Source organism: Halomonas sp. BMC6 (assembly GCF_964204995.1).
Classification (GTDB): domain Bacteria; phylum Pseudomonadota; class Gammaproteobacteria; order Pseudomonadales; family Halomonadaceae; genus Vreelandella.
This window is the reverse complement of the sequence record NZ_CAXNSH010000001.1, coordinates 166333-190297: the sequence shown is the minus strand read 5'-3', so window position 1 is coordinate 190297 and position 23965 is coordinate 166333. Positions and strand designations below refer to the sequence as shown.

Below are 23965 nucleotides of genomic sequence, written 5' to 3'. Positions count from 1 at the left end.
CCTTTCTATATATCAGTATTATAACTGGTTCCTGGTGAGTATAGCGTTTGTCTAACTACAAAGGAGTGTAGAGATGAATAAGATTACTGCAGAAGAGTATAAGCAAGTGGAAGATGGAAATCGCAAAGGTTTACACGGCATCGACGGTGATGACAGCTCTTGTATAGATATTGTCGGTGTCTTGAATCTATATGGTGAATTAGGGGTCGAGGCTCGGGAGTCGTTGGCCCATATCAAGCACAAACCGGTGGAGCTGCGGCGCAATCAAAAGGTGTTTTCGCTCTGCGAAGGGCGCGCTGACATCTTTGTCGTGAAAGAGGGATGGTTGAGCCTGTCTCACGCCACCAGTACCCGCGGTCAAGACATCTGCAATGTCTTCATGCCAGGTGATATTATCGGCATGCGAGAGAGCTTTTTCGAAAGTCACGATATCGTGATCGTTTCATTGACGCACTGCAAACTCGAAAAAGTATCGGTGGATGATTTGCACGACCTGTTTAAACACCATGAGGAAATACGAAATGCGATTACGTCGTATGTCATGGTGAACGATAATATTACTATCGAGCGGTTAAGAAGTTGTACGCATCATCGGTCGGAAGAGCGCGTGGCACACTTTCTTCTTGAAGTGTATGCGCGCTTTGACTTTAAAGGTCTGCTAACCAGTAATGTGTTTTCGTTCCCGGTAACGCAAGATGTCGTAGGAGAGTTATTAGGAATGACGAGTGTGCATGTCAGCCGTTGTATGACTGCGTTAGAGCAGAAAAAGCTGATACGCAAAACACGCAATAGTGTGAAGTTGTTAAAGCCTGAAGAGATGGTGCGCAATACCGGATTTGATCGGGATTTTATTTACGGGCATTTGTGCCTTGGTTAGCACACTGTAGAGTTAAAATAACCAGAGTGGCGCTTGAAAAGGCTATTCTGGTTTTTTTAGGTCGACTGTTTGATGGCGGCTGCCAAGATAGGTGTATTTAGTAAGTGTTAAAGTTATAAGAAATAGCGATAATTTATAAGCGTATTTTGCAGCAGCGACTGGGCGCATTGTAAGATGCCCACGAATAAATGTCATAACCCACGTTATGAAAGGAGACATCCTAGGTTGCAATCGCAGAGGGGTTGGCTACCCTATCTACTGCGCTGTGTTTCTAAATGAGACACGTTTTAACTGAAGTTTAATCATACAAGGAGTGGATTAGATGACAGTCAGCAATACACCGCTAAAGAACGTAACCGCCCACAAACAGTACAGCGAGATGGCCGATGTGCCCACGGCGGGCAATGCCAAGGTGGCGGATGCCTATCCCACACGCCTTGCCCAAGCGCCTGAATCACTCACCCAGCCCCGCCAGGATGGTGTCGTAAAAGGGCGTACGTTGCCGGGGCCATTGAGTCAAGCTCAGCTCGACGAGTTCGAACGCAACGGGTATCTGTTCATCCCCAATCTGATCGAGGGCGAGGAGCTGGAAGCGCTGCGCCAGGAGATGAACGCGCTGTTGAGTAACGACGCCTACCGGGACAAGGCGTTCAGCATCACCGAGCCCGAAAGCCATGAAATTCGCTCGCTGTTTGCCGTGCATCAGCTCTCTGAACGCTTGGGGGCATTGGCCAGCGACGAACGCGTGGCCGGCGCGGCCCGGCAGATCATCGGCGACGATCCCTACGTGCATCAGTCGCGTATCAACTACAAGCCGGGCTTTGCCGGTAAAGGCTTCAACTGGCACTCGGACTTCGAGACGTGGCACGCCGAAGACGGCATGCCGAACATGCACGCCGTCAGCGCTTCGCTGATCTTGACCGACAATCACGAGTTCAATGGCCCGCTAATGCTGATCCCTGGCTCGCATATGGAATTCGTGCCCTGCCTGGGAGAAACCCCGGAGGATAACCATAAGCACTCGTTGAAAGCCCAGGAGGTGGGCGTTCCTAGCCCGGAAGCGTTGACCCATCTGGTCGACAAGTACGGGATCGAGGCCCCGAAGGGCAAGGCGGGCGGGCTGCTACTGTTCGACTGCAACACGTTGCATGCCTCCAACGCGAACCTGTCGCCAGACCCGCGCAGCAACGTGTTCTTTGTGTTCAACCGGCCCGATAACCGCTGCGTCGCGCCGTTTGCCGCGCCGAAACAGCGTCCCTCGTTCTTGGCGCATGGCCCCGAGGAGCGCGGGTACCCCGAGGCTTAAGCGTCTCAAACGTCGACGCCGAGTGGAAATGCGCGGATGACACTGTGGAACATGGGCATGGCTGGGGTAGACTAATGCGCCTGTCGTTGCGAATGCGGCACGCATAATGAGAAGGAGAAGACCCGCCATGCGTTTTGTTCCACAGTTTACCGATGGTCAGGAGTTTCCCCACGCGCTGGGCAAGGTCGTCTGTGTCGGCCGCAACTATGCCGACCATGCCAAAGAGTTGGATAACCCGGTTCCCAGCGAGCCGCTGCTGTTCATCAAACCCGGCACTAGCGTCGTGGATTTAACCAAGCCGCTCGACCCGCCGTTTTCGCGGGGAGATGTGCATTACGAAGTCGAGCTGGCGCTGCTGGTGGGGGAGCGTCTGACCCACGCCACGCAGGATGAAGCCGAGCGTGCCATCGCCGGTATTGGCTTGGCAATGGATCTCACCCTGCGCGATGTGCAAACCAAGCTAAAAGAGAAAGGTCACCCTTGGGAAATTGCCAAGGCCTTTGATGGCGCTTGCCCGCTGTCGCCTTTTTTGCCGCTGAGCCGCGTGCCTAACTGGAACGCGCTGGCTTTCACCTTGGAAATCGACGGTGAAGAGCGTCAGCACGGCGAAGGGGCGGACATGATTTTTGCCATTCCCACGCTGGTGGCGGAGATGAGTCGTCACTTTACCCTGGAGCCGGGCGACGTGATTTTGACCGGAACGCCAGCCGGCGTTGGCGAGCTGCCCCGTGGGGCCTCGCTGCGTTTGACACTCACTGGCGGCCTGGAGATCGTCACCAGCGTCGTCGAGTAAGGCAGCTGAGCTGCTCGCTAGTGACGCAAAAGCCACCGAGATACTCGGTGGCTTTTTTTATCGCCGGACGTGCCGGTGGGGTTACTCCAGGTAGGTGTAGCCCTCGAGGCCCTCGGTCAGGCTGGCGGCAAAGTGCGCCTGCTCTTCAGGGGAGAAGCCGCTGGTGACCAACTGCTCGGTGAGTTTCTGTTTCAACACGCGGGCGTCGAAGTTCACGTACGCCAGCACGTTAGCTACCGTGTCCCCCGCCTGCGGGTTAGAGAGCACCCACTCGCCGTCCGCGCCGAGCGCCGCATCGACGGAATCGGTGTCGCCGAACAAGTTGTGCAGGTCACCCAGGATCTCTTGGTACGCCCCCACCAGGAAGAAGCCCAGCCAGCGCTCGTCCTCGTTGGCCCACTCGGGCAGCGGTAGGGTGCTTTCCACCCCTTGGCCATCCACGTAGCTATCGATCCGGCCATCGGAGTCGCAGGTGATGTCTTGAATCACCGCGCGACGGGTCGGCGCTTTGTCCAGCCCGGTGAGCGGGAGCACCGGGAAAATCTGTTCGATGCCCCACACGTCCGGCACCGACTGGAACAGCGAGAAGTTGACGAACAGCTTATCCGCCAGCTTTTCGGCCAACTCGTCCATGATTTCCCGGTGGGCGCGGTTGCGGGTATCCAACTGACCACGCAGGCGCGTGCAGGCGGCCATGTAGAGCCGCTCGCCCTCGGCGCGGGCATTGATGTTGCTCAGCCCCAGAACGAAACGGTCGTGTAACTCGCTGACCGCTTGCAACAGGTCGTGCCACGCCTCGACCAGCACTCGGGGTTCTTGGGTATCGGCCAACTGCTCGAACACCCGCCACAGCTCTTCTACCTGCGGGTCTTCTTCTTGGGGCGCGCGCTTGGGGGGCGTATCGTTGACACGCTCTTCACCAATCACGTTGGTGATCAGCACCGCGTGGTGAGCGGTCAGCGAGCGGCCGGATTCGCTGATCAGGTGCGGCTGGGGCAGGTCGGCTTCTTGGCAGAGCTGGGAGAAGGCGCTGACGACGTTGCGGGCGTACTCCTGCATGGAGTAGTTGGCCGAACAGTAGCTGCGCGAGCGAGTGCCTTCGTAGTCGATGCCCAAGCCGCCACCTACGTCGACGGTGTCGATGGGCGCGCCCAGGCTCATCAGATTTTGATAGAAGCGCGCGCACTCCCGCAGGCCGCGCTGAATGTCGCGGATATTGGCGATTTGCGACCCCAGGTGGAAGTGCACCAGCTGCAGGCTGGCCAGGGCATCTTCGGCGCGCAGGGTGTCGACCACTTCCAAAATCTGGCTAGCGGTGAGACCGAATTTCGACTTCTCACCGCCGGTGTTCTGCCACTTCCCTTTACCCACCGAGGCCAGCCGTGCCCGCAGGCCAATGCGCGGCGTCACGTCCAGCTCGCGGGCCTCTTCGAGAATCAGCGCCAGCTCGGAGAGTTTCTCCACCACCAGATACACTTTGTGGCCGAGCTTCTCGCCCAGAAGTGCTAGGCGCACGTACTCGCGATCTTTATAGCCATTGCACACGATCAGTGACGAGCCGCCATCCGACAGCGCCAGCACCGCCAGCAGCTCCGGCTTGCTACCGGCTTCCAGGCCGACGCGGCCATTACCGCGCTCGGAGGTCGCCAGAATCTCTTCCACGACGCGGCGCTGCTGGTTCACTTTGATGGGGTAAACGGCGGTATAGCCGCCCTGATAGTCCACGTCCTGCATGGCGGCATCGAAGGCACCGCAGAGCTGCTCGACGCGGTCGTGGAGAATATCGCTAAAGCGCACCAGTACCGGCAAGCGCAACCCGGCAGTTTGCAGCTGGCGAACCAGCGCGCTGATAGGCAGCGCCGGGCCTTCTGCATCGCTGCCTAGCGGACGCACCAGGGCTTGGCCGTGGTCGTCGACGTCAAAGTAGCCGCTGCCCCACTGGTCCATGTTCCAAGTGCGGCGGGCACGTACGGCGGGGCTGCTGGTCGTTGCCATGTCACTCATGAAGATGCCTCTGGAATGGGAAGTGCGCCCCACGCGATGCGTGCCTTGAGAATCACGCGGAAGCGTTCGGGGTCATGGGGGGTTAAGTCGTGGGCCGGCGGGTCGACATACACCACCAAAAGCCGCGACAGCCAGTAACGCAGTGCCGTCATCCGCAGCATGGTCGGCCAAAGGGTGCGCTCGGTCTCGGTGAGCGGACGACGCGCCTGGTAGGCGCTCAAGATCGCATGGTAGCGCTCGGCATTCAGCGAGCCATCCTCGTTGGAGGCCCAGTCGTTGATCACGATGGCGAGATCGAACAGCAGGTCGCCGGTGCAGCCGTTGTAAAAATCGATGATGCCGCCGAGGCTGTCGCCTTCGTACAGCGTGTTGTCACGGAACAGGTCGCCGTGCAGCGCCCCCTGGGGCAGCGCGCCATGCTGGTTGAAGGCGCTTTCGTAGTCGTCCACTTCGTTTTTCATCAGCGTTTGATCATCCGGGCTGATGTAAGTGAGCACTTTGTGGTGGACCGCCCGAAGCCAGTGCAGGTCGCGGGGATTGGGGCGGTGTCCAGGGAAGCGTTGCGACACCTTATGCAGCCGCCCCAGCGTCGTGCCCAGCGCTTGGCACTGAGCTAGATTGGGCGCGCTGGGGTGTTTGCCCGGTAGGCGCGGGAACAGCAGGGCGGGCTTGCCCGCCAAACTGTGCAGGGCAACGCCTTCACGGTCGTGAATGGTGCCCGGCACCGGCAGGCGGTGCTCGTCTAGGTAGTCGAGCAGTTCCACGAAAAACGGCAGCTCTTCGTGCTCGCCCTGTTCGAACAGGGTCAGCACCAGCTCGCGGCGGTCGGTGGTCACGAAAAACGTCGAATTCTCCGTACCGCCTGCCACACCCTGAAGCGCGACAAAGCTGCCAACATCAAATTTTTCCAAAAACGCGGCGACCTGTGCGTCGCTAAGCGGGGTGAATACTGCCATGAGGATCTCGCCCAGGTTGCTAAGCCCATTATTGTAGCGGCTTGCCGCGCGAGTTGGCAGCGTTGTGTGGCGATGCGCCTCGTGTTTTACGGCTCTTTTCTGCAGCCCCGGCGCTGAACGCGTATCATAGAGAACAGACATCCTTACCGTTTTGCTGACTATGGAATTTGGTTATGGCCCGTGCCCCAATCGTGCTCGTCGATGGCTCTTCGTACCTCTACCGCGCGTTTCATGCGCTGCCGCCGCTAACGACCTCTAACGGTCAGCCGACCGGGGCCGTGAAGGGCGTACTGAACATGCTCAAACGGCTGATGAAAGACTACCCCGATAGCCCCATGGCGGTGGTGTTCGACGCGCCGGGTAAAACCTTCCGCGATGAGCTGTACAGCGACTACAAGGCCCATCGTCCGCCCATGCCAGACGACCTGCGCAGCCAAATCAAACCGCTGCACGCCTGTGTCAAAGCCCTCGGCCTGCCGCTGCTATGCATCGAAGGGGTCGAAGCGGATGACGTGATTGGCACGTTGGCGCACCACGCCACTCAGGCTGGCCGTGACGCGGTGATCTCCACCGGCGATAAAGACATGGCCCAACTGGTGAACGGCCACATCACGCTGGTCAACACCATGAAAGAGGAAACCCTCGATGAAGCGGGCGTGGAGGAGAAGTTTGGCCTGCCGCCGGCGTTGATCATCGACTTTCTCGCGCTGATGGGCGACAAGGTGGATAACATCCCCGGCGTGCCGGGGGTGGGCGAAAAAACCGCCATCGGTCTGCTGCAAGGTATGGGCGGCGGTTTGGACACGATTTATGGCGATTTAGAACGCGTGACCACCCTTGGTTTTCGTGGCGCGAAAACGCTACCCAAAAAACTGGAAGAGCACCGGGAGCAGGCGTTTCTCTCTTATCAGCTGGCCACCATCAAAACCGACTGCGACCTGCCGGTGGGATTGGATGATTTGGACATTGCCCACCCAGACCGCGAAGCGCTGGTCGAGCTGTACAAAGAGATGGAGTTCAAGCAGTGGCTCGCCGAGCTGCTGGAAGGTAACGACGAAGGCGTGGACGATGTAGCAGGCGGCGAGCCCGTCTCGGAAGCAGCCGACAGCGCGACGGAGACGGCGCCGACCGAGCGCCATGATCATGTGATTACCGAGCAGGCCGAGCTGGAGGCGTGGCTCGCACGGCTCAACGAGGCCGAACGCTTCTGCTTCGATCTGGAAACCACCAGCCTGAACTATATGGATGCCGATATCGTCGGCGTTGGGATTGCCCTAGAGGCAGGCGAGGCCGCCTATATTCCGTTGGCTCATGATTATCTGGACGCCCCGACCCAGCTGGACCGCCATACGGTTCTTCAGGCGTTGAAGCCGCTACTGGAAGACCCCACCAAGACCAAGATTGGCCAGAACCTAAAGTACGATATCTCCGTGCTCGCCAACGTGGACATTCATGTCGTGGGGCCGCTTGCGGACACCATGCTGGCCTCCTACGTGCTCAACTCCACCGCCACGCGTCACGACATGGATTCGCTGGCGTTGAAGTACCTGGGCGAGAAAACCATTTCCTTCGAAGAGATCGCAGGCAAAGGAACCAAGCAGCTCACCTTCAACCAGATCGCCCTGGAGCAGGCGGCGCCTTACGCCTGCGAGGATGTGGACATCACCCTGCGTCTGCAAGATACCCTGCGCCCGCAGGTCGAACGGGAAGGGCGGTTGGCCGAGGTGCTCGACCGCCTTGAGCTGCCGCTGATCAACGTGCTGTCACGCATCGAGCGCAACGGCGTCGCCCTCGATGCCGAGCGCCTTCACGAACAGAGTCAGCAGCTCGAACAGCGTATCCGTGAGTTAGAGAGCAACGCTTTCGAACTGGCGGGCCGCGAGTTCAACCTGGGCTCGCCCAAGCAGTTAGGGCAAATTCTGTTCGACGAGCAGAAAATCCCGGTCATCAAGAAAACTCCGAAAGGCGCGCCGTCGACAGCGGAAGCGGTACTCGAAGAGCTGGCGCTGGACTACCCGCTGCCTAAAGTCATCATGCAGCACCGTGGGCTAGCCAAGCTGAAATCCACCTACACCGATAAGCTGCCACGCCTGCTTAACAAGACGACTGGGCGGGTTCACACCAGCTACCATCAGGCGGTCACGGCGACCGGGCGGCTGTCGTCGTCGGATCCCAATCTGCAGAACATTCCCATCCGCACCGAGGAGGGGCGCAAGATTCGCCAGGCGTTCGTGGCGCGCCCTGGCTACCGCATCGTCGCGGCGGACTACTCGCAGATCGAGCTGCGCATCATGGCGCATCTATCGGAGGACAAAGGACTGCTGGAGGCGTTTGCCGAAGGGCGCGATATTCACACCGCGACGGCGGCGGAAGTCTTTGGCACCTCGCTGGACAAGGTCTCTGCCGACCAGCGCCGCAGTGCGAAAGCCATCAACTTTGGCTTGATCTACGGCATGAGCGCCTGGGGGCTTTCCCGCCAGCTGCACATCGACCGCAACCAGGCGCAGACCTACATTGATCGCTACTTCGACCGCTACCCCGGGGTGGCTCGCTACATGGACCGTATTCGTACCCAGGCGGCGGAGGATGGCTTTGTCGAAACCGTGATGGGGCGGCGGCTCTACCTGCCGGAGATCCACTCGCAAAACCGCAACCGCCGACAAGGCGCCGAGCGTACGGCCATCAATGCGCCCATGCAGGGCACGGCGGCGGATATCATCAAGCAGGCCATGATCGATGTAGATGCGTGGCTAGCGGAGGAGGAGTTCGACGCGCTGATGGTCATGCAGGTGCATGATGAATTGGTGTTCGAAGTGGCCGAGGCCCAGGTGGATAGTTTTATCGAGCAGGTGCAGACACGCATGCAGGCGGCGGCATCGCTCAACGTCCCGCTGATCGTAGAAGCGCAAAGCGGCGCGAATTGGGATGAGGCTCACTAACGAACGAGAGAGCACTCGCCCATAACACACAACCCCCACAGCGGTCGCTGCGGGGGTTGTGTTTAGGGCGTTACTTAAGCACCGGCTTCAAAAGCGTGTGCCCAAGCCGCGCTTAACGCCAGCTAACGCGGTCGAAGATACGTACCGCTTCCGGGTTGTTCTCACCCAGAATGCTGATGTTGATGTCGTCTTTGGCGAAATCGCCCCAAGACTCCAGCACCGGGTTTTTCTTCACGCCTTCGACCACCGGGAACTCGTAGTTGCGCTCGGCCAGCACTTCTTGCGCTTGGTCAGAGGCCAGGAACTCCAGGAAGCGAATGCCGTTTTCCGGGTTTTGCGCGTTGGCGACCAAGCCAGCACCGCCGACGTTCACGTGGGTACCGCGGTCATCCTGGTTGGGGAAGATCACGCCCACTTTACGCGCGGCTTCACGCTCGGCGGCATCGTCAGAGTGCAGCAGACGCACGTAGTAGTAGTGGTTACCGACCGCGAGGTTACACTCACCGCTAGCAACGCCCAGAATCTGGTCGGTGTCACCGCCTTCCGGGTCGCGAGCCATGTTGTTCACGACGCCCTGGGCCCACTCTTGCGCGCCCTCTTCACCGTGGTGCTCGATCATCGACGCCAGCAGGGACTGGTTGTAGATGTTGTTGGAAGAGCGGATGCACACTTGGCCTTCGAACTGCGGATCGGCCAGGTCTTCGTAGGTGGCGATCTGACTCGGGTCGAAGTTTTCGCGGTTGTAGTAGATCACACGGGCGCGCTGGCTAAAGCCAAACCACATGCCTTCCGGGTGACGCATGGACTCCGGCAGGCGCTCGTTGAGCACGTCAGAGTCTACGCTTTGAAAAATGCCGTCTTGCTCCGCGCGCCACAGGTTGCCTGCATCCACGGTCAGCATGACGTCGGCAGGGCTCGCGACGCCTTCACGCTGCATACGCTCCATCAGCTGGTTGGCGTCGCCTTCCAGTACGTTCACTTCAATACCCGTCTCGTCGGTGAACGCTTGGTAGAGAATCTCGTCAGAGTCGTAGTGACGAGCAGAGTAGATGTTGACTTCGTTAGCGAGTGCGCTGGTGGCAAACGCGGAACCGGCCATGATGGCGGCAACGGAAGCCGAAAGACGTGCCTTTTTCATAAAAAATACCCTGAATGTTTATGATAATAAGTTGCATTAGCGCCGTAGCGTATTGAAACGCCTTGGTCGGAACGCGTCAAGTGAAATGATAATGACACGCATCTATTTTGTAACGCGGCGCATTGCCGGGCAAACGTGCATCTCTTGCCAATAGAAAATAGAATGCAAATACCTTTCAACCGTGTTTGCAACGGCTGCGTCCCTGCGTACTCGTTGTGAACAAACCATGGGTGAACGAATGACGGCAACAGTCTCCCTTTCTGACGTGGCCGCTCCCGCATCGGCGCTGTCGCTGCGCGGTGTGCAACACACATTTGCAGCCAATCACGTCGTCAAAGGCATCGACCTCGACATTGCCCAGGGCGAGGTGGTCTGCCTGCTTGGCCCGTCTGGCTGTGGTAAAACCACGCTACTGCGCATCGCCGCAGGGCTCGAAGTGGTTCAAGAGGGCACCGTCAGCTTAGAAGGGCAGGCCATCGCAGCCCCGGGCAAGCGTCATGTGCCGCCGGAGAAGCGCAATGTCGGGCTGGCGTTTCAAGACTCTGCCCTTTTTCCGCACTTGAGCGTGCTGGAAAACGTCACCTTTGGTTTGAAACATCTGCCCTCTGGTCAGCGCCGCGCCCGGGCACTGGAGCTATTAGCGCAGCTGGGCATGGCCGATTACGCCGAGACCTATCCTCACATGCTCTCGGGCGGCCAGCAGCAGCGGGTGGCGCTCGCCCGCGCCCTGGCGCCTACCCCCAAACTGATGCTGCTGGATGAGCCCTTCTCTAGCCTGGATGCCCGTCTACGTGACCGGATTCGTGACGATACGCTGCACGTGCTGAAAAAGCTGGGGTCTGCGACGCTGCTGGTCACCCACGACCCTGAAGAGGCGATGTTCATGGCTGACCGCATTGCCTTGATGCGCGATGGTAAGATCGTCCAAACGGGCACGCCGCGGGAGCTTTACTGCGCGCCGGTCGATCCATTCGTCGTGACCTTTTTTGGGGAGGTAAACGAGTTGGACGGCGTGGTTCAGGAAGGTGTGGTACACACCCCGGTAGGAGACGTGGATGCGAGCTGGCTGCCCGAAGGCAGCGCCGCGCAGGTGATGATTCGCCCGGAGGCGCTGCGCATCAAAGAGCGCGACCTGCCGGCCGATGCCCATAGCCACAGCCACGTGGTGATGGCGAAACTGCTTGGCCGCACGAGCTTGATACACCTCTGCGCCCATGGCGTGGATGGCCAGGAGGCACACCTCCACGCCCGTGTGCCGGGTGTCTTCCTCCCCCAGGAGGGTCAGCCGATCGATATCGATCTCGACCACTCCCAGGTGTTCATCTTCCCGCGTTAAGCGCCTGGTGTTGTAAGGCGTCTACTTACTCGGCTTGGCTGCCTGGGCGCGCCCGGCGCATCGCCAAGCTGAGTAGAATTACCGGCAAAATACCCACTACCACGATGGTCAACGAGGCCGTGGAGGCCTCCGCCAGACGTTCATCGGATGCCAGGCTATGGGCGCGCACCGCCAGGGTATCGAAGTTGAACGGGCGAAGGATGATCGTGGCGGGCAGCTCCTTCATTACGTCCACGAAGACCAGAATGCCGGCAGCCAATAGGCTGCTGCGCATCAGTGGCGTATGAATGCGCCGCAGCGTCCCCCCAGCGGTTTGCCCCAGCGTGCGTGAGGCGGCGTCCATGCTCGGGGTGACCTTCCCCAGGCTTGCCTCGACCGCGTTGAACGACACCGCCAAAAAACGCACCACGTAAGCGTAAATCAGGATGAATGCCGTGCCGCTGAAGACCAGCCCGATGATGATGTCGTAATGAGTATGCAGCCAGGTATTGAGCGCGTTATCCAGCCAGGCGAATGGAATCAAAATGCCCACGGCCACCACCGACCCCGGAATGGCGTACCCCATCGCCGCGATGCGGGTAAACAGCCGTGCACTGGGGGAGTCGTGTAGCCGCACGCCGTAACTCAGCAGCACCGCTAGCCCCACGGCAATCAGCGCTGCTACCGTCGCGAGGCTCAGGCTGTTCATGGCAAAGCCGATGAAGCGCGTCCCAAACAGGCTGTCGCCGGTGGTGATCGCCATCTCCAACAGAATGCCGCTGGGCAGTAAAAAGCCAACAGTAATGGGCAGCAGGCAAGCCAGCGTCGCCCCGGCGGCGTGCCAGCCGTGCAACCGATATTCGGGTAACTGCTGATAGCGGTTGGTGGTGTGGAAGTAGCGACGCTTACCTCGCGACCAGCGCTCCAGCAGCACAAAGGCAATCACAAAAGTAAGCAAGCAGGCGGCCAGCTGGGCCGCGGCAATCGGCTCGCCCAAGCCAAACCACGTGCGGTAAATACCGGTGGTAAATGTGTCCACACCAAAGAACTGGACCGCGCCGAACTCATTGAGGGTTTCCATCAACACCAACGAGACGCCGCCCACCAGCGCCGGGCGCGCCAGCGGCAGCGCCACACTGCTGAATAGCCGCCAGGGCCCGCGTCCTAGTGTGCGCCCGACATCCAGTACGCACACCGACTGCTCTAAAAACGACGCCCGGGCCAGCAGGTAGACATACGGGTAGAGCACGAAGGTGATCAGCGTAGCGGCACCGCCCAGCGAACGCACGTTGGGGAAGTAGTAATCGCCCACCTGCCAGTCGAACCACTCCCGCAGCAGGCTTTGTAGCGGCCCGGCCACTTGCAGAAAGTCGGTATAGGCGTAGGCGATCACGTACGTCGGCACGGCCAGCGGCAGCAAAAGCGCCCACTCGAACAGGCGCTTACCAGGAAAGCGACACATGACGACCAGCCAGGCGGTGCCGGTGCCGATCACGAGCGTCCCTAGCCCTACCCACAGCGCTAACCAGAAGGTGTTGGAGAGGTAGCGGGGTAGGACCGTGCTGGCCAAATGCTGCCAAACACCCTCGGTGGGCATCACGATATGCGCCAATACGACCAAGATGGGGAGCGCCACGATCAGCGCGATCAAGAACAGCGCAACGGACCACGGGCTGAGCGACAGCGTAAAGCGTGAAGCGAAACCTGACAGCAGAGCCGAGGGTGAGCGGCGAGCAGGCGTAGACACGTCGTGGACTCCTTGGACGAGAGGCAGCGTGGCTCGTCAATGCGAAAAAATAGCGGCTGCAAATAGTATCACCTGGGCTAGAAGGGTGCAGCCAGCATTCCTACAGGCAAAAAAAATCCCTCCGCGGTGCGGAGGGATGCGTAGCGTCCGAGGATGACGCGATCAGTAACCGACCATCAGGCTTGGCAGCCCGGTGATCAGGCCAGGGAAGATCGACATCAAAATACACGCCAAGATGATGATGATCACGAAGGGCACCACCGCTTTGTAGAGATCGACGATCTCGACGCCAGGCGGCGCCACGCCTTTCAGGTAGAACAGCGCATAGCCGAACGGTGGGGTCAGGAAGGAGGTTTGCAGGACCACGGCCACCATCACCACGAACCACAGCACGTCCACGCCCATCTGAGAGATGATGGGGAGCATGATCGGGAAGCTCAGCAGCACGATACCGGTCCAATCCAGGAACATGCCCAAAATGAAGACCAGGAACAGCATCAGCAGCAGCGCGCCAAAGGTGCCTCCCGGCATGGCCAGCACGAAGTCGCTGATCACCGTCATGCCGCCACCAATCGAGAACACGCCGGTAAACGCCGTGGCGCCTACCAGGACCAGCATCACCATAGTGGTGGTTTTGCCCGCTTCGATCAGCGTGTTGTAGCAGGTCGAGAGCTTGCGGTCACCGAAGATCAGGAACAGCAGGAAAGCGATGAACACACCAATCGCCGAGGCTTCGGTCGCGGTGGCGATCCCGGTGAACAGGGCGCCGAGTACGCCCAGAATCAGCGACATCGGCGGTACGACGTATTTACCCAGCATGATCAGCAGCTCTCTGGTGCTGACCTCGGCGCGCTCCTCTTTCGGCACTTTGGGGCCATAGCTGGGTTTCAGCCAGCAAATCAGCACCACGTAGAGCGCGTACATCACCCCCAAGAGCAGCCCAGGAATCAGCGCCCCGGCAAACAGCGCGCCCACTGACACCGGCGAGTAGCTGGCCATCAAGATCAGCATGATGCTGGGCGGAATCAGAATGCCCAGACAGCCGCTCGCCATGATCACGCCCGCGCTGAGCTCTTTGTTGTAGCCATACTTGAGCATCGGCACCAGCGCGATCATCCCCATGACCGCAATGGACGCCCCAACGATGCCGGTAGTGGCCGCCAGTAGTACCGACACCACCACCACGGTCAGCGCCAGGCCGCCGCGCACGTTGGCCAACAGCAGACGCATGGCGTCGAACATCTTCTCCGTCACGCCGGAGTCGTTGAGAAAGCGTGCCATCAAAATGAACAGCGGAATAGCGACCAGCACATAGTTGTCCATGGCGTTGCCATAGACGTTGTTGATAATGATGCCGAGAGTGTTGATACCGGGGCCTAGATACGCGCCGATGACCGCCATACCGCCTAGCACAAAGGCGAGCGGATGGCCCATAAACAGCCCCACCAGCAGTCCGCCAAACATCACTAGCGTTAGTAGTTCTGCACTCATGCGGACTTCTCCTCACGCAGTTGCATGATGGCGCGTAGGACGATGGCAATCGCCTGCAGCAAAATCAGCGCGGCGGCCACGACGATCACCCCTTTCACCGGGTAAACGGGAATCGAGACCATGCCGTAAGTCGTTTCACCACGGCTGAAGGAGCGCTCGAAGAAGCGCCAGCCGTAGGTCAGCAGCAGCCAAATGAACGGCACGAAAAAGACCAGGTAGCCAATGAGATCCAATACGGCCTGTTTCTTGCGGGATAGCAGCCGTTTCACCACGTCGACTTCCACGTGGGCATGATGGCGCAGCCCGTAGGCGGCCATGAGCATGAAGTGGGCGCCAAACAGCATTTTCGTCACATCGAACGCCCAGTCGCTGGGGCGGCCAAAGAAAAAGCGCGACACGATGTCGTAAAGCACGATAAGGGTAATGATGGCAATTAACGGCGCAATGATGCGGCCAAACAGCTCGTTAATCGCATCGATCGCCTTGGCAATCGCATTCATGGAAGATCTCCGCAACTGAGCTAAGGCCGCCCCGACAAGGGGAGGGGCGGCCGTGTTACGCTTTTATAGTGAGTGCCTTACAGGCAGGCTTCGATCTCTTCCAGTGAGGGCAGGTTGTCCATGGTACGGCTCATGTTGAACGGGGCCGTCACATCACGCCATGCGGCGTACTCTTGCAGGTAGGTGATCATGGAGTGGTAGACCTTGGCGTGGTCTGGGTTTTCACAGGCACCGCGTACGATGACCTCGTTGGTGATCTCTTGGATACGCGCCAGGTCCTCTTCCGAGAACTGATTGATGGTCACGCCCGCGTCGATGAATTTCTGGGTCGCTTCGGTGGACTCGCGCTCAGACCAGGAGAGTGACCACGCCATGGTGGCTTCGGCAGCGATACGCAGTTTGGCCTGGGTCTCTTCGGAGAGTGCGTCCCACGCGTCTTTGTTGATCATGACGCCGAACACGCTCGCCGACTGGTGCCAGCCGGGGGTGGCCCAGTAGTCGGCGACTTCGGCAAAACCTGCATTGAAGTCAACGCCAGGGGTGGAGAACTCACCTGCGTCGATCACCCCACGCTCGATGGCTTGGTACACTTCGCCACCGGCCAGCGTGACCTGGGAGCCGCCCAGCTCTTCGAGCACGCGGCCCTGGTCACGGCCGGAAAGACGCAGACGCTTGCCTTCCAGGTCGGCGATGCTCTCGATGGGCGTGCGGCCCATGAAACCCGATTCGTTGTTGGTGATGCCGTAGGGCAGGTACACCATGTTGTACTGGCCGTAGATCTCCTGGTAGAGCTCGAAGCCACCCCACTGTTGGATCCAGTTCAGATAATCGACACCGTTGAACAAACTGGTGGTGGTGGCTAGCGGCGAAAACGCCGGATTCAGGCCCGCCCAGTAGCCGGGCCAGTCGCCTGCGGCTTGAATGGCACCGGTTTCGGTCGCATCGAAGACCTCGGTACCAGGCATCAAGGTGCCGCCTGCGCGGAAATTGATTTGGACTTCATCGCCCGCCAGTTGATTGACCAGCTCGGCCCAATGCTGATCGATCTTGATCAGGTCGAGGTTCTCCGGCCACGTGGTGGTCATGGTCCACTGCTCCTGCGCTTGAGCGGTAGACGTGAGGGCGGCGAAGGCGACGCCAGCGGCAAGGCTGGTGAGTGCGAATTTTGTGGTCTTTTTCATTGTATGTTTCCTGGTACTTTGGCGGTTAGCGTTATTAGTGTTGGAGACCTGAAAGCAGGAAAGTACAGCGAGCAGGCTGACGTTTACGTAAAGTAAAACAACGCTGCGCTGCATCGCTAAGCTAGCACACTCCACCCGCTGCAACGCAATATCAGTAAATCAAGGAAGTTAACGCGGCGGCCATCGCAGAGAAAATGTGAAAAAAGCCGTTAAAACATTGCTTTAAAAGGTACTTCTACGCTCTTTACTCTGTCTTGAAGGGTGAGAAAACGTTGAAAAGCCCGGGTTTGTTCAACCAAAGTTGTAAGAGAATTCTTGCCTAAGGAGCCGCTATGGGCGGGTCACGCCACGCCGACCCCACCTCACCCCGCAAACACGTCGACAGGGAGGCTGCCACGCTCGTTTGTCATGCCCGCCGTTTAAAGCAGCGGGGCTGGCGCGGGCTGGTGTGGTTAAGCGGTGCACCAGCGCAGGCCCGTCAGCAGGCACTGGCGCTGTGGCAGGCCGCCGACTGGCAGGCACCCCTTTGGGTGGGCGATGCCCAACAGTCCCCCGTCGCTACCAGTTTACCTAGCCGTAAAGCGCGTACCCGGCTGGGTGTCGAGCACCAGCTAGTGATCCTCGATGCCAGTGGCCACGAAGGGCTAGACCCCGATGCGCTGGGTGCGCTGGCGGGGACGGTGAGCGCAGGCGGCTTACTGGTACTCGTCACGCCATCGTCATGGGGCTGCCAGCCCGATCCCAACTACGCTCGCTTTGCCGATTACCCCTGGCCTTGGGAGCACCTCAGTGCCCACTACCTCACGCGTATGGCCCGCTTGCTGGGGGCGTCGACCGAGGTAGTGCGCTGGCCGGTGGGAGGAGCGCTGCGATTGCCGACCTTGGCCAAACGGCCGAGCGCCCCTGAGTCCTGTGAAGACACCGACTGTCTTACTGCGGACCAAGCTTTGGCGGTGAGCGCGCTGGTCAAGCTCAAGCGCCGTCGACCGCTGGTGGTGACCGCCGACCGGGGGCGGGGCAAGAGCGCTGCCCTGGGCATTGCCTGCGCACGGCTACTGCAACAAAGCGACGGTGGCGAGTGGCTGCTCACCGCGCCTCGGCTGAGCGCCGTGGAGAGCGTCTTTAGCCGTGTGGCGGCGCTGTGCCCGGCGCTACAGCGCCACGGCCCTGCCGAGGTGTCGCTTGCCAACGGCAGTCGGCTGCGCTTTTTGCCGCCGGATGTACTGACAGAACAGATCGAGCAGGGCGCGCTAGGGGGCAGCGGCAGTACGCTGCTGGTGGATGAAGCTGCCGCCATTCCAGCGTCGTTGCTGGCCCGCTGGCTGGCGGCTTTTCCGCGTATTGCCTTTGCCACCACGGTGCATGGCTATGAAGGCTCTGGGCGCGGTTTTGCCCTGCGTTTTCGCGACGTGCTGGATCGCCAAGCGCCCCAGTGGCGAGAGCTAACGCTGCAAACGCCAATACGCTGGTCCGTCGGGGACCCGCTGGAGTCGCTCATCCAACGGTTGCTCTTGTTGAATGCGCCGCTACCTAACGCACTCCCCTCACAAGACGAGTTGCCACATAGCATCGTGCTCAGCCAAGCGCAGCTCGCCGCGCAGGACGCACGATTAGAAAAGCTGTTTGGCCTGCTGGTGCAGTCCCACTACCGCACCACGCCGAGCGATTTACGCCAGCTACTGGATGGCCCCGGCACGGGACTACGCATGATACTCCGCCGTGACGGGGAAGACCCGCAAGCCGTCCTGGTCACCCGCGAAGAGGGGGGATTCGGGGCCGAGCTTGCCGACCAAGTGGCCAGGGGTGAGCGCAGGCCCCAGGGGCATTTGCTGGCGCAGTCGCTCGCAGCCCATGGCGGCAGTCGCGAGGCATTGACCGCCCGCTGGCGACGGGTGGCGCGTATTGCCACGCACCCCCAACGTCGCCGAGAAGGACTAGGAAGGCAGCTCCTAGAAGAGGATATCGATAGCGCCACCCAGCAAGGGGTGTCCCTGTATGGCGCCACCTTCGGGGCGGAAGCGTCGCTGCTGCGCTTCTGGCGGGCGCTAGGGTTCGTGCCAGTGCGCTTAGGTATGACCCGCGAAGCGGCGACCGGCGAATACGCCGTGATGGTCGCCAGGGCGCTCAACCCGGAGGGGCACGCGGTGCTGGACACCTTGAGGAGCGGCTTTGCCGCCTCGCTGCCTAGCCTGCTGGCCTTCGAGCTGGCCGCATTGCCTGCATCGGTCGTGGCGCTGCTGCTCGCTGCACTGCCCGCTCAGCCGCTCGGCACGGCCGAGCGCCAAGCCATTCATGACGTGGCTTATGCCCGTCGCGACCCCGCTCTGGCCCGACCCGCGCTACAGGCGCTGGCGAGAGAAGCCAGCCGTCAGCCGCTGGGCGAGGCGCAGCAGGCACACCAGCAGCTCGCCGCTTGGGCCTACCAAAATCAACCACTGGCCAAGGCGCAGAACGACGCCGTGCAGCGCTTGCGCGATGTAGCCCGACAGGTGATCGCCGCGTGCGCGCTTTTCCCCAGTGAGCCAGAGCGGTAAAGTAAGTCGGTTATCGATAATGAAGAGTTTCCATGAACGCACATCTAGCAGCGCTCGAGCCACGCCTTGTATGGCAGCACTTTCGTACTCTGTGTAACACGCCGCGCCCCTCCGGTCATGAGGCCGCGTTGGTCGCTACCTTGGAAGCCTGGGCGGAGGCGCAAGGGCTTGCCCACGACCAGGATGCCTTCGGCAACCTGCGTATCCGCAAGCCTGCCACCCCTGGCTGTGAAGGCGCGCCGGGAATCGTGCTGCAAGGGCACCTGGATATGGTGGCCCAGGCCAATGCGGGGCATGAGCACGACTTTACCCGTGACCCCATTCGCACCGTGGTCAAAGAGGGATGGCTTCACGCTGAAGGCACTACTCTAGGAGCGGATAATGGCATGGGCGTGGCGGCCATTTTGGCCGTGCTGGAAGACCCCGAGCTGACCCATGGCCCGCTGGAAGCGCTGTTCACCCTGGAGGAAGAGACCTCCATGGGCGGTGCGCTGAATCTTGCCGAAAACTGGTTGGAAGGCTCGCTGCTGCTGAATTTGGATAGCGAAGACCGCGGCGAGGTGTATATCGGCTGTGCGGGCGGCGCGGATGTGGTGGTCGATGCGCAGCTGCCCAGCGCCGCGCTGCGAGACGATGAGCAGCTGCTTTCCCTCTCGCTCACCGGCCTGAAAGGCGGCCACTCGGGCATGGATATCCATCAGCCGTTGGGGAACGCTAACCGCCTGCTGGTCCGCGTACTGTGGGCGCTGGAGGCGTACGATGCCCGCCTGGTGAGCTACCAGGGCGGCACGCTGCGTAACGCTATTCCCCGCGAAGCCTTTGCCCAGGTGGCACTGCCCGCCGACGACATGGACGCCGCTCTGGCAACTGTCGAGAAGTTGGCCGCTACTCTCAAAGCCGAGCTAGGCAGTGGCGACAGCGGCTTGGTATTGACCGCCGCCCGTGCCGAACAGGCCGACGCTGAGCCGCTGACCCTGGACGCTAGCGCCATGCTGCTGGCCGCGCTTCATGCCGCCCCCTGCGGCGTAGAGCGTATGAGCGCAGACGTGCCCGGCGTGGTCGAAACCTCCAATAACCTGGGCGTGTTAAGCGTCGAGCAGGGGCGCTTCCACCTCTGCGCCCTGGTGCGTTCGTTGCACGATAGCGCCGCCCAGGCAATGGCCGGGCGCTTTCAGGCGCTGTTTGGGCTAATGGGTGCACGGGTGAAAGTCGAGAACGGCTACCCCGGCTGGGCACCCAACCCGGATAGCCCGCTGCTGGCCACTTTCAAGGCGCGCCATGCGGCGCTGATGGGCCACGCACCCGAGGTGAAAGTGATTCACGCAGGCCTTGAGTGCGGCATTTTAGGCAGCAAATACCCCCACCTGGATATGATTTCCTTTGGCCCGCTGATTCGCGGCGCGCATTCACCGGATGAGCGAGTGGAAATCGCGTCCGTGGCGGAGTTTTGGGCCATGCTGCGCGATCTGGTGGAAACGCTGGCGAAGTAGCGCCGCGCTCAATCAGCAAAAACGCAATAAAAACGGCACCGCAAAGGTGCCGTTTTATAGGTATCTACAGTCCCAGACTTCATCGAGGCTATTGAACTCGCTTATTTTCCCAAATAGGCGTTAAGCATCCACACGGTTTTTTCCTGCTCGCGGATGTAGTCGCCCGCCTGGGCGGCGGTGCCTTCGTCGTCGGCGTCAGACGCCAGTGCCAGCAATTCGCGCTGCAGTTCGATCAGCGTTTGATAGCCGGTGAGCACACCCTGCACGCAGGTTTTACCGTCGTGAACGTCTTTGTCTTCCTGAATGCGCGACAGCTTGGCGTAATCACTGTACGCATGAACCGGCTTGTGGCCCAGGGTCAGAATACGCTCTGCGACTTCGTCCACTTTGGTGAGCAGGTCGGTGTAGAACTCTTCGAATTTGGCGTGCAGTTCGAAGAAGTCATTGCCTTTCACGTTCCAGTGATAGCCACGCACGTTCATGTAAAAAATCTGGTAGTTGGCCAGCAGGTGGTTGAGTTTCTCGGCCAGCTGGCTGGCACTGCCTTCGTGTAGGCCAATGCTGTTCATATCGTCCATTGTGTGCTCCTCCATGGTTGGAGCCGCGCTGAAAAAGTACGGCCATCAAATCGTTTGATGTAGCTTAGAGCGCTGTGGTGGCGCTGCAAAACAGGTTTTTTGCATCGCAGCCATAGTGCCCTACCATTAGAGCGGTGAGCTGGCGACGGCTGGCTCATCGCTGATGAATAAACAGATGTAGGCGCAGGCGCGTCATTTCAAGGGGCTTGTCTTCAAGGCTCGTTCCAAGGCCCACGCAAAGGCGCGCTCAGCGGCTTGCAAGCCACAGGCGTGCGATGCTTTCGCAGCGGTCTGCCAGAAGCTCTGCCGTGCGGGGTAGCGCCTGTTCTAATGTCATAAGGCCATCGGCCAGCGCAAAGGCGGCGGTGACGCCCTCTTCCTTGCAGGCTTGCCAGCCGTCGCCCAGGCTACCCGCGAGTACAATCACCGGCTTGCCCTGGCGTTTAGCGGCGCGGGAGACGCCAATCGGCGTTTTGCCCGCCAAGCTCTGGCCATCTAAGCGGCCCTCGCCGGTAATCACTACATCTGCATCGTTCAGTAATTGGGCAAAATTCGCCTGCTGCATGATCATTTCAATGCCCGCCGTTAGCGTCGCGTTCAAAAAGCAGTGCGCCGCAAACCCCATGCCGCCTGCTGCCCCTGCTCCCGGCAGTGCTCTGTCATCTTTGCCGAGCGCTTTGGCTGTTAGGTCAGCAAAGTGGCCGAGCGCGCGATCTAGCGTTGCCACATCGGCGTCTGTCGCGCCCTTTTGTGGGCCGAAGACGGCACTGGCACCGCGTTCGCCTAGCAGTGGGTTATCCACATCCACGGCGGCCTCTACGCGTAAGTCGGCCAAGCGCGGGTCTAACGTCGAAAGATCCAGGGTCGCAAGCTGCTGGAGTGCGCCGCCGCCTGGGGACAGTGGCTGGCCCTGGGCATCCAGTAGCGTGGCGCCCAGCGCCTGGAGCATACCGGCACCGGCGTCGTTGGTGGCGCTACCACCGAGCAGCAGCAGGGCATGGGTGGCGCCTGCATCTAGGGCAGCGAGAAACAGCTCGCCCACGCCGAAGGTGGTGGTATGCAGGGCGTTGCGCTCTGCGCGGGTCAGGTGCTGCAGGCCGCTGGCTTCTGCCAGCTCGATAAAAGCGGTACGCTGCTCGCTTAGCCAGCCCCAGGCGGCTTGGCGTGGCCGCCCAAGGGCGTCTTGCACCGTGAGCGTACGGCGCTCGGCATGGGTAGCGGCAATTAAGGCGTCCAGGCTGCCTTCGCCGCCATCCGCCAGGGGGCAGAGCTGTGTGATGGCGTTGGGCGCTGCCCGTTGAATACCTTGTGCCATGGCCTTGGCGGCCTCTTCGGCACTCAGGGCATCCTTAAAACTATCAGGACAAAGCAGTACATTCATCGCACAACCTCCTTAAAACGTTGTCTCAGCGTGTTGTCGTTCTTTTTAATGTCTGTTGGCGAGCTTAGCGCGCTGCTTGGTGACACACCAGCCATGACGGTAGCGAGAGGATTTTTCATGAAGGCCATACCCCTTAGCATTACCTGCCTGTTGGCACTGGCGGGTTGTCAGACGCTTCCTGACCGGCTGCCCCAAGCGGAGCCTGCGCCAGCGGCGGCTTGCTACTTCCCCACCGGCCAGTCTTCGCCAGATGAAACGCTGAGCGTTTTGACGGAAAGCATCGACGTGCTGGAAGCCTGGGGATTTTCGTTAGAGACCACTGATACGGAGCTTGGGCTAGTGAGTGCCTCCCGAGAGCGCGAGCTGATCGGCTACTACGACCGCTATGACTACGACTATGGCTACGGCAGCGGCTTCCGCCTGTTTGGCGGGTTTGGTATTGGTCGCAGTGTAGGGATTGGCGTGGGAGGCGCCTTCGGCCCAGGTTTTGGCCAGCAGCCCGTTGAAGTAGAGCGGGTATCGCTGCTTGCCCGCGATGGCCATCTGCGCATCTCACGGGACATTCGCCGCTTTGATCACCTGGGCGACCTGCGAGAGTCCTATAGTGCCAGTAACGATGACTTCTGTGGCCGTTTCCAGAAAGCTTTTTCGTCATCCGTCACACCGCAGGGGGCATCATGACACCATTCCGCCATACCTCATGGGTAGCGCTCACGCTGTGCGCCGCGTTATGGCTGGCAGGCTGTGCCACCACGCAACCCCTTGAACCGCGCGAGCTGCGCTATAGCGCGCCAATGGAGCACACCTTCCGCGAGGCGGTGGCACTGATGATGGAGCAGGGCTATGTGATACGCCACGCTGACTTGACCTTAGGGCGCGCCGAGGCAAGCCTGGCACGCTGGCCCGGATATCGGATTCAGCTTCAAGTAAGCGAAGCTCAAGGGGGAAGTCTGGTCAGCGTGTCAGCACTGCGCGGTAGCCAGCCGATACCGCCTTATGTGCTAGATCCCTGGCTCGTGGAGTTACAGCGCAAATTAGGAGAATTGCCGTGATGAATGCATGGTCACCTGCCACGCTGCGTCGTACCGGCCAAGCGCTGCTGGTGGGCAGCCTGTTGATCAGTTCGATGGCACAGGCCCACCCTCACGGCTGGATCGACATGAGCGTGCGTGTCATTACCAACGATGACGGTGCTGTCACCGGGCTTCATCAAACATGGCGGATGGACCCCTTCTATAGCCTGGTAGTGATGGAGGAGTTGCAGCAGGTGCCAGGCGCTAGCCTGGAGCAGGGGCTGGATCAGTTGGGCAGTGAGATTCGCGATAACTTGACTCCTCAGCACTACTTTACCGAGGTGCGGGTCGGCGACGAGCCGCAGACGTTTGGCGAGGTCACCGAGTACACCGCGATGGAGCGGGACGGCCGTTTGACGTTTATGTTCATTCTGCCGCTGGCCACGCCTCAACCCCTCAGCGGGCAGGTGCTGGAGTATCAAGTCTTCGACCCCACGTACTACATCGAGATGGTACACGAGGAGGAGGGCGACGAGCCCTCTCCACAAGCGCTGATTCTCAACGGCGAACCCGACTGCGCGCTCAGCGTACTACCCGCCGACCCCGACCCTGAGTTGGTCATGCAGGCAGCGCTGCTGGATACGGACGAAGAGGGCGAACCAGGGTTAGGCCGTCACTTTGCGGAAACGGGCCGCGTGGATTGTCGCTAGCCGCCCGTCGGT

The 23965-nt window shown here is 60.3% G+C and carries 19 protein-coding genes; 10 read left to right on the top strand and 9 right to left on the bottom strand.

What is annotated here, in order from left to right; genetic code table 11:
- The first annotated feature begins 73 nt into the window (after positions 1–73).
- The 3 genes from AB6K10_RS00885 to AB6K10_RS00875 all read left to right on the top strand — a co-directional run bounded on the left by AB6K10_RS00885 (position 74) and on the right by AB6K10_RS00875 (position 2976).
- Positions 74–877, top strand: a complete 804-nt coding sequence (locus tag AB6K10_RS00885) for a Crp/Fnr family transcriptional regulator (RefSeq protein ID WP_339117769.1) — start codon at positions 74–76, stop codon at positions 875–877.
- Positions 878–1199: 322 nt separating this feature from the next.
- Positions 1200–2183 (top strand): ectoine hydroxylase, encoded by a 984-nt coding sequence (gene thpD, locus AB6K10_RS00880; protein WP_159343210.1) that lies wholly within the window; start codon positions 1200–1202, stop codon positions 2181–2183.
- Between the two features lie 127 nt (positions 2184–2310).
- On the top strand, positions 2311–2976 hold the full coding sequence (locus AB6K10_RS00875) for a fumarylacetoacetate hydrolase family protein (protein WP_253017430.1): 666 nt from the start codon (positions 2311–2313) through the stop codon (positions 2974–2976).
- An 81-nt stretch (positions 2977–3057) separates the two neighbouring features.
- On the opposite strand, the gene speA is transcribed toward AB6K10_RS00875, so the two are convergent.
- Together speA and AB6K10_RS00865 are read right to left on the bottom strand one after the other, a co-directional pair.
- On the bottom strand, positions 3058–4980 hold the full coding sequence (speA, locus tag AB6K10_RS00870; protein WP_339117768.1) for a biosynthetic arginine decarboxylase: 1923 nt from the start codon (positions 4978–4980) through the stop codon (positions 3058–3060).
- Positions 4977–5936: a homoserine kinase gene (locus tag AB6K10_RS00865; protein ID WP_159343208.1), complete on the bottom strand. Its 960-nt coding sequence runs from the start codon at positions 5934–5936 to the stop codon at positions 4977–4979. Before AB6K10_RS00865 ends, speA begins: the two co-directional genes overlap by 4 nt.
- Positions 5937–6109: 173 nt before the next feature.
- Between AB6K10_RS00865 and polA the strand changes: the two genes are divergently transcribed.
- Positions 6110–8875 carry a DNA polymerase I gene (gene polA / locus AB6K10_RS00860; RefSeq protein WP_339117767.1) on the top strand — a complete coding sequence of 922 codons (2766 nt, stop codon included), beginning with the start codon at positions 6110–6112 and terminating at the stop codon, positions 8873–8875.
- A 112-nt stretch (positions 8876–8987) separates the two neighbouring features.
- On the opposite strand, the gene AB6K10_RS00855 is transcribed toward polA, so the two are convergent.
- Entirely contained in the window at positions 8988–10013 is a 1026-nt protein-coding gene (locus tag AB6K10_RS00855; protein WP_253017436.1) for a Fe(3+) ABC transporter substrate-binding protein, read from the bottom strand.
- Positions 10014–10251: 238 nt separating this feature from the next.
- On the opposite strand from AB6K10_RS00855, the gene AB6K10_RS00850 reads away from it, so the two are divergent.
- Positions 10252–11349 carry an ABC transporter ATP-binding protein gene (locus tag AB6K10_RS00850; protein ID WP_339117766.1) on the top strand — a complete coding sequence of 366 codons (1098 nt, stop codon included), beginning with the start codon at positions 10252–10254 and terminating at the stop codon, positions 11347–11349.
- Positions 11350–11374: 25 nt separating this feature from the next.
- Here AB6K10_RS00850 and AB6K10_RS00845 read toward each other — a convergent pair whose 3' ends face one another.
- The 4 genes from AB6K10_RS00845 to dctP form a co-directional block, all read right to left on the bottom strand.
- Positions 11375–13075: an iron ABC transporter permease gene (locus tag AB6K10_RS00845; protein WP_339117765.1), complete on the bottom strand. Its 1701-nt coding sequence runs from the start codon at positions 13073–13075 to the stop codon at positions 11375–11377.
- Positions 13076–13237: 162 nt separating this feature from the next.
- Positions 13238–14566: a TRAP transporter large permease subunit gene (locus AB6K10_RS00840; RefSeq protein ID WP_159343203.1), complete on the bottom strand. Its 1329-nt coding sequence runs from the start codon at positions 14564–14566 to the stop codon at positions 13238–13240.
- Positions 14563–15066, bottom strand: a complete 504-nt coding sequence (locus AB6K10_RS00835) for a TRAP transporter small permease subunit (protein ID WP_159343202.1) — start codon at positions 15064–15066, stop codon at positions 14563–14565. The genes AB6K10_RS00840 and AB6K10_RS00835 overlap by 4 nt, the downstream gene beginning before the upstream one ends.
- Positions 15067–15143: 77 nt before the next feature.
- On the bottom strand, positions 15144–16247 hold the full coding sequence (gene dctP, locus AB6K10_RS00830) for a TRAP transporter substrate-binding protein DctP (protein WP_139526297.1): 1104 nt from the start codon (positions 16245–16247) through the stop codon (positions 15144–15146).
- A gap of 332 nt (positions 16248–16579) precedes the next feature.
- On the opposite strand from dctP, the gene AB6K10_RS00825 reads away from it, so the two are divergent.
- Entirely contained in the window at positions 16580–18781 is a 2202-nt protein-coding gene (locus AB6K10_RS00825; RefSeq protein WP_339117764.1) for a GNAT family N-acetyltransferase, read from the top strand.
- Between the two features lie 32 nt (positions 18782–18813).
- The gene (locus AB6K10_RS00820; RefSeq protein ID WP_339117763.1) at positions 18814–20271 is read left to right on the top strand and encodes an aminoacyl-histidine dipeptidase; all 1458 of its coding nucleotides are present in this window, start codon (positions 18814–18816) and stop codon (positions 20269–20271) included.
- A 101-nt stretch (positions 20272–20372) separates the two neighbouring features.
- On the opposite strand, the gene AB6K10_RS00815 is transcribed toward AB6K10_RS00820, so the two are convergent.
- Entirely contained in the window at positions 20373–20849 is a 477-nt protein-coding gene (locus tag AB6K10_RS00815) for a Dps family protein (protein ID WP_159343198.1), read from the bottom strand.
- A gap of 247 nt (positions 20850–21096) precedes the next feature.
- Positions 21097–22230 carry a glycerate kinase gene (locus AB6K10_RS00810; RefSeq protein WP_339117762.1) on the bottom strand — a complete coding sequence of 378 codons (1134 nt, stop codon included), beginning with the start codon at positions 22228–22230 and terminating at the stop codon, positions 21097–21099.
- A 117-nt stretch (positions 22231–22347) separates the two neighbouring features.
- Here AB6K10_RS00810 and AB6K10_RS00805 point away from each other — a divergent pair, with 117 nt between their 5' ends.
- The 3 genes from AB6K10_RS00805 to AB6K10_RS00795 are packed head-to-tail and all read left to right on the top strand — an operon-like array spanning position 22348 to position 23953.
- Positions 22348–22911 (top strand): hypothetical protein, encoded by a 564-nt coding sequence (locus AB6K10_RS00805; RefSeq protein ID WP_159343196.1) that lies wholly within the window; start codon positions 22348–22350, stop codon positions 22909–22911.
- Entirely contained in the window at positions 22908–23282 is a 375-nt protein-coding gene (locus tag AB6K10_RS00800) for a hypothetical protein (RefSeq protein ID WP_159343195.1), read from the top strand. Before AB6K10_RS00805 ends, AB6K10_RS00800 begins: the two co-directional genes overlap by 4 nt.
- The gene (locus tag AB6K10_RS00795; RefSeq protein ID WP_159343194.1) at positions 23282–23953 is read left to right on the top strand and encodes a DUF1007 family protein; all 672 of its coding nucleotides are present in this window, start codon (positions 23282–23284) and stop codon (positions 23951–23953) included. The genes AB6K10_RS00800 and AB6K10_RS00795 overlap by 1 nt, the downstream gene beginning before the upstream one ends.
- Positions 23954–23965 lie beyond the last annotated feature (12 nt).

What these genes read in the sequence shown, in the direction of transcription:
- AB6K10_RS00885 (WP_339117769.1), top strand. Translation starts at nt 74, where the DNA reads ATGAATAAGATTACTGCAGAAGAGTATAAGCAAGTGGAAGATGGAAAT.
- thpD (WP_159343210.1), top strand. Translation starts at nt 1,200, where the DNA reads ATGACAGTCAGCAATACACCGCTAAAGAACGTAACCGCCCACAAACAG.
- AB6K10_RS00875 (WP_253017430.1), top strand. Translation starts at nt 2,311, where the DNA reads ATGCGTTTTGTTCCACAGTTTACCGATGGTCAGGAGTTTCCCCACGCG.
- speA (WP_339117768.1), bottom strand. Translation starts at nt 4,980, where the DNA reads ATGAGTGACATGGCAACGACCAGCAGCCCCGCCGTACGTGCCCGCCGC.
- AB6K10_RS00865 (WP_159343208.1), bottom strand. Translation starts at nt 5,936, where the DNA reads ATGGCAGTATTCACCCCGCTTAGCGACGCACAGGTCGCCGCGTTTTTG.
- polA (WP_339117767.1), top strand. Translation starts at nt 6,110, where the DNA reads ATGGCCCGTGCCCCAATCGTGCTCGTCGATGGCTCTTCGTACCTCTAC.
- AB6K10_RS00855 (WP_253017436.1), bottom strand. Translation starts at nt 10,013, where the DNA reads ATGAAAAAGGCACGTCTTTCGGCTTCCGTTGCCGCCATCATGGCCGGT.
- AB6K10_RS00850 (WP_339117766.1), top strand. Translation starts at nt 10,252, where the DNA reads ATGACGGCAACAGTCTCCCTTTCTGACGTGGCCGCTCCCGCATCGGCG.
- AB6K10_RS00840 (WP_159343203.1), bottom strand. Translation starts at nt 14,566, where the DNA reads ATGAGTGCAGAACTACTAACGCTAGTGATGTTTGGCGGACTGCTGGTG.
- AB6K10_RS00835 (WP_159343202.1), bottom strand. Translation starts at nt 15,066, where the DNA reads ATGAATGCGATTGCCAAGGCGATCGATGCGATTAACGAGCTGTTTGGC.
- dctP (WP_139526297.1), bottom strand. Translation starts at nt 16,247, where the DNA reads ATGAAAAAGACCACAAAATTCGCACTCACCAGCCTTGCCGCTGGCGTC.
- AB6K10_RS00825 (WP_339117764.1), top strand. Translation starts at nt 16,580, where the DNA reads ATGGGCGGGTCACGCCACGCCGACCCCACCTCACCCCGCAAACACGTC.
- AB6K10_RS00820 (WP_339117763.1), top strand. Translation starts at nt 18,814, where the DNA reads ATGAACGCACATCTAGCAGCGCTCGAGCCACGCCTTGTATGGCAGCAC.
- AB6K10_RS00815 (WP_159343198.1), bottom strand. Translation starts at nt 20,849, where the DNA reads ATGGACGATATGAACAGCATTGGCCTACACGAAGGCAGTGCCAGCCAG.
- AB6K10_RS00810 (WP_339117762.1), bottom strand. Translation starts at nt 22,230, where the DNA reads ATGAATGTACTGCTTTGTCCTGATAGTTTTAAGGATGCCCTGAGTGCC.
- AB6K10_RS00805 (WP_159343196.1), top strand. Translation starts at nt 22,348, where the DNA reads ATGAAGGCCATACCCCTTAGCATTACCTGCCTGTTGGCACTGGCGGGT.
- AB6K10_RS00800 (WP_159343195.1), top strand. Translation starts at nt 22,908, where the DNA reads ATGACACCATTCCGCCATACCTCATGGGTAGCGCTCACGCTGTGCGCC.
- AB6K10_RS00795 (WP_159343194.1), top strand. Translation starts at nt 23,282, where the DNA reads ATGAATGCATGGTCACCTGCCACGCTGCGTCGTACCGGCCAAGCGCTG.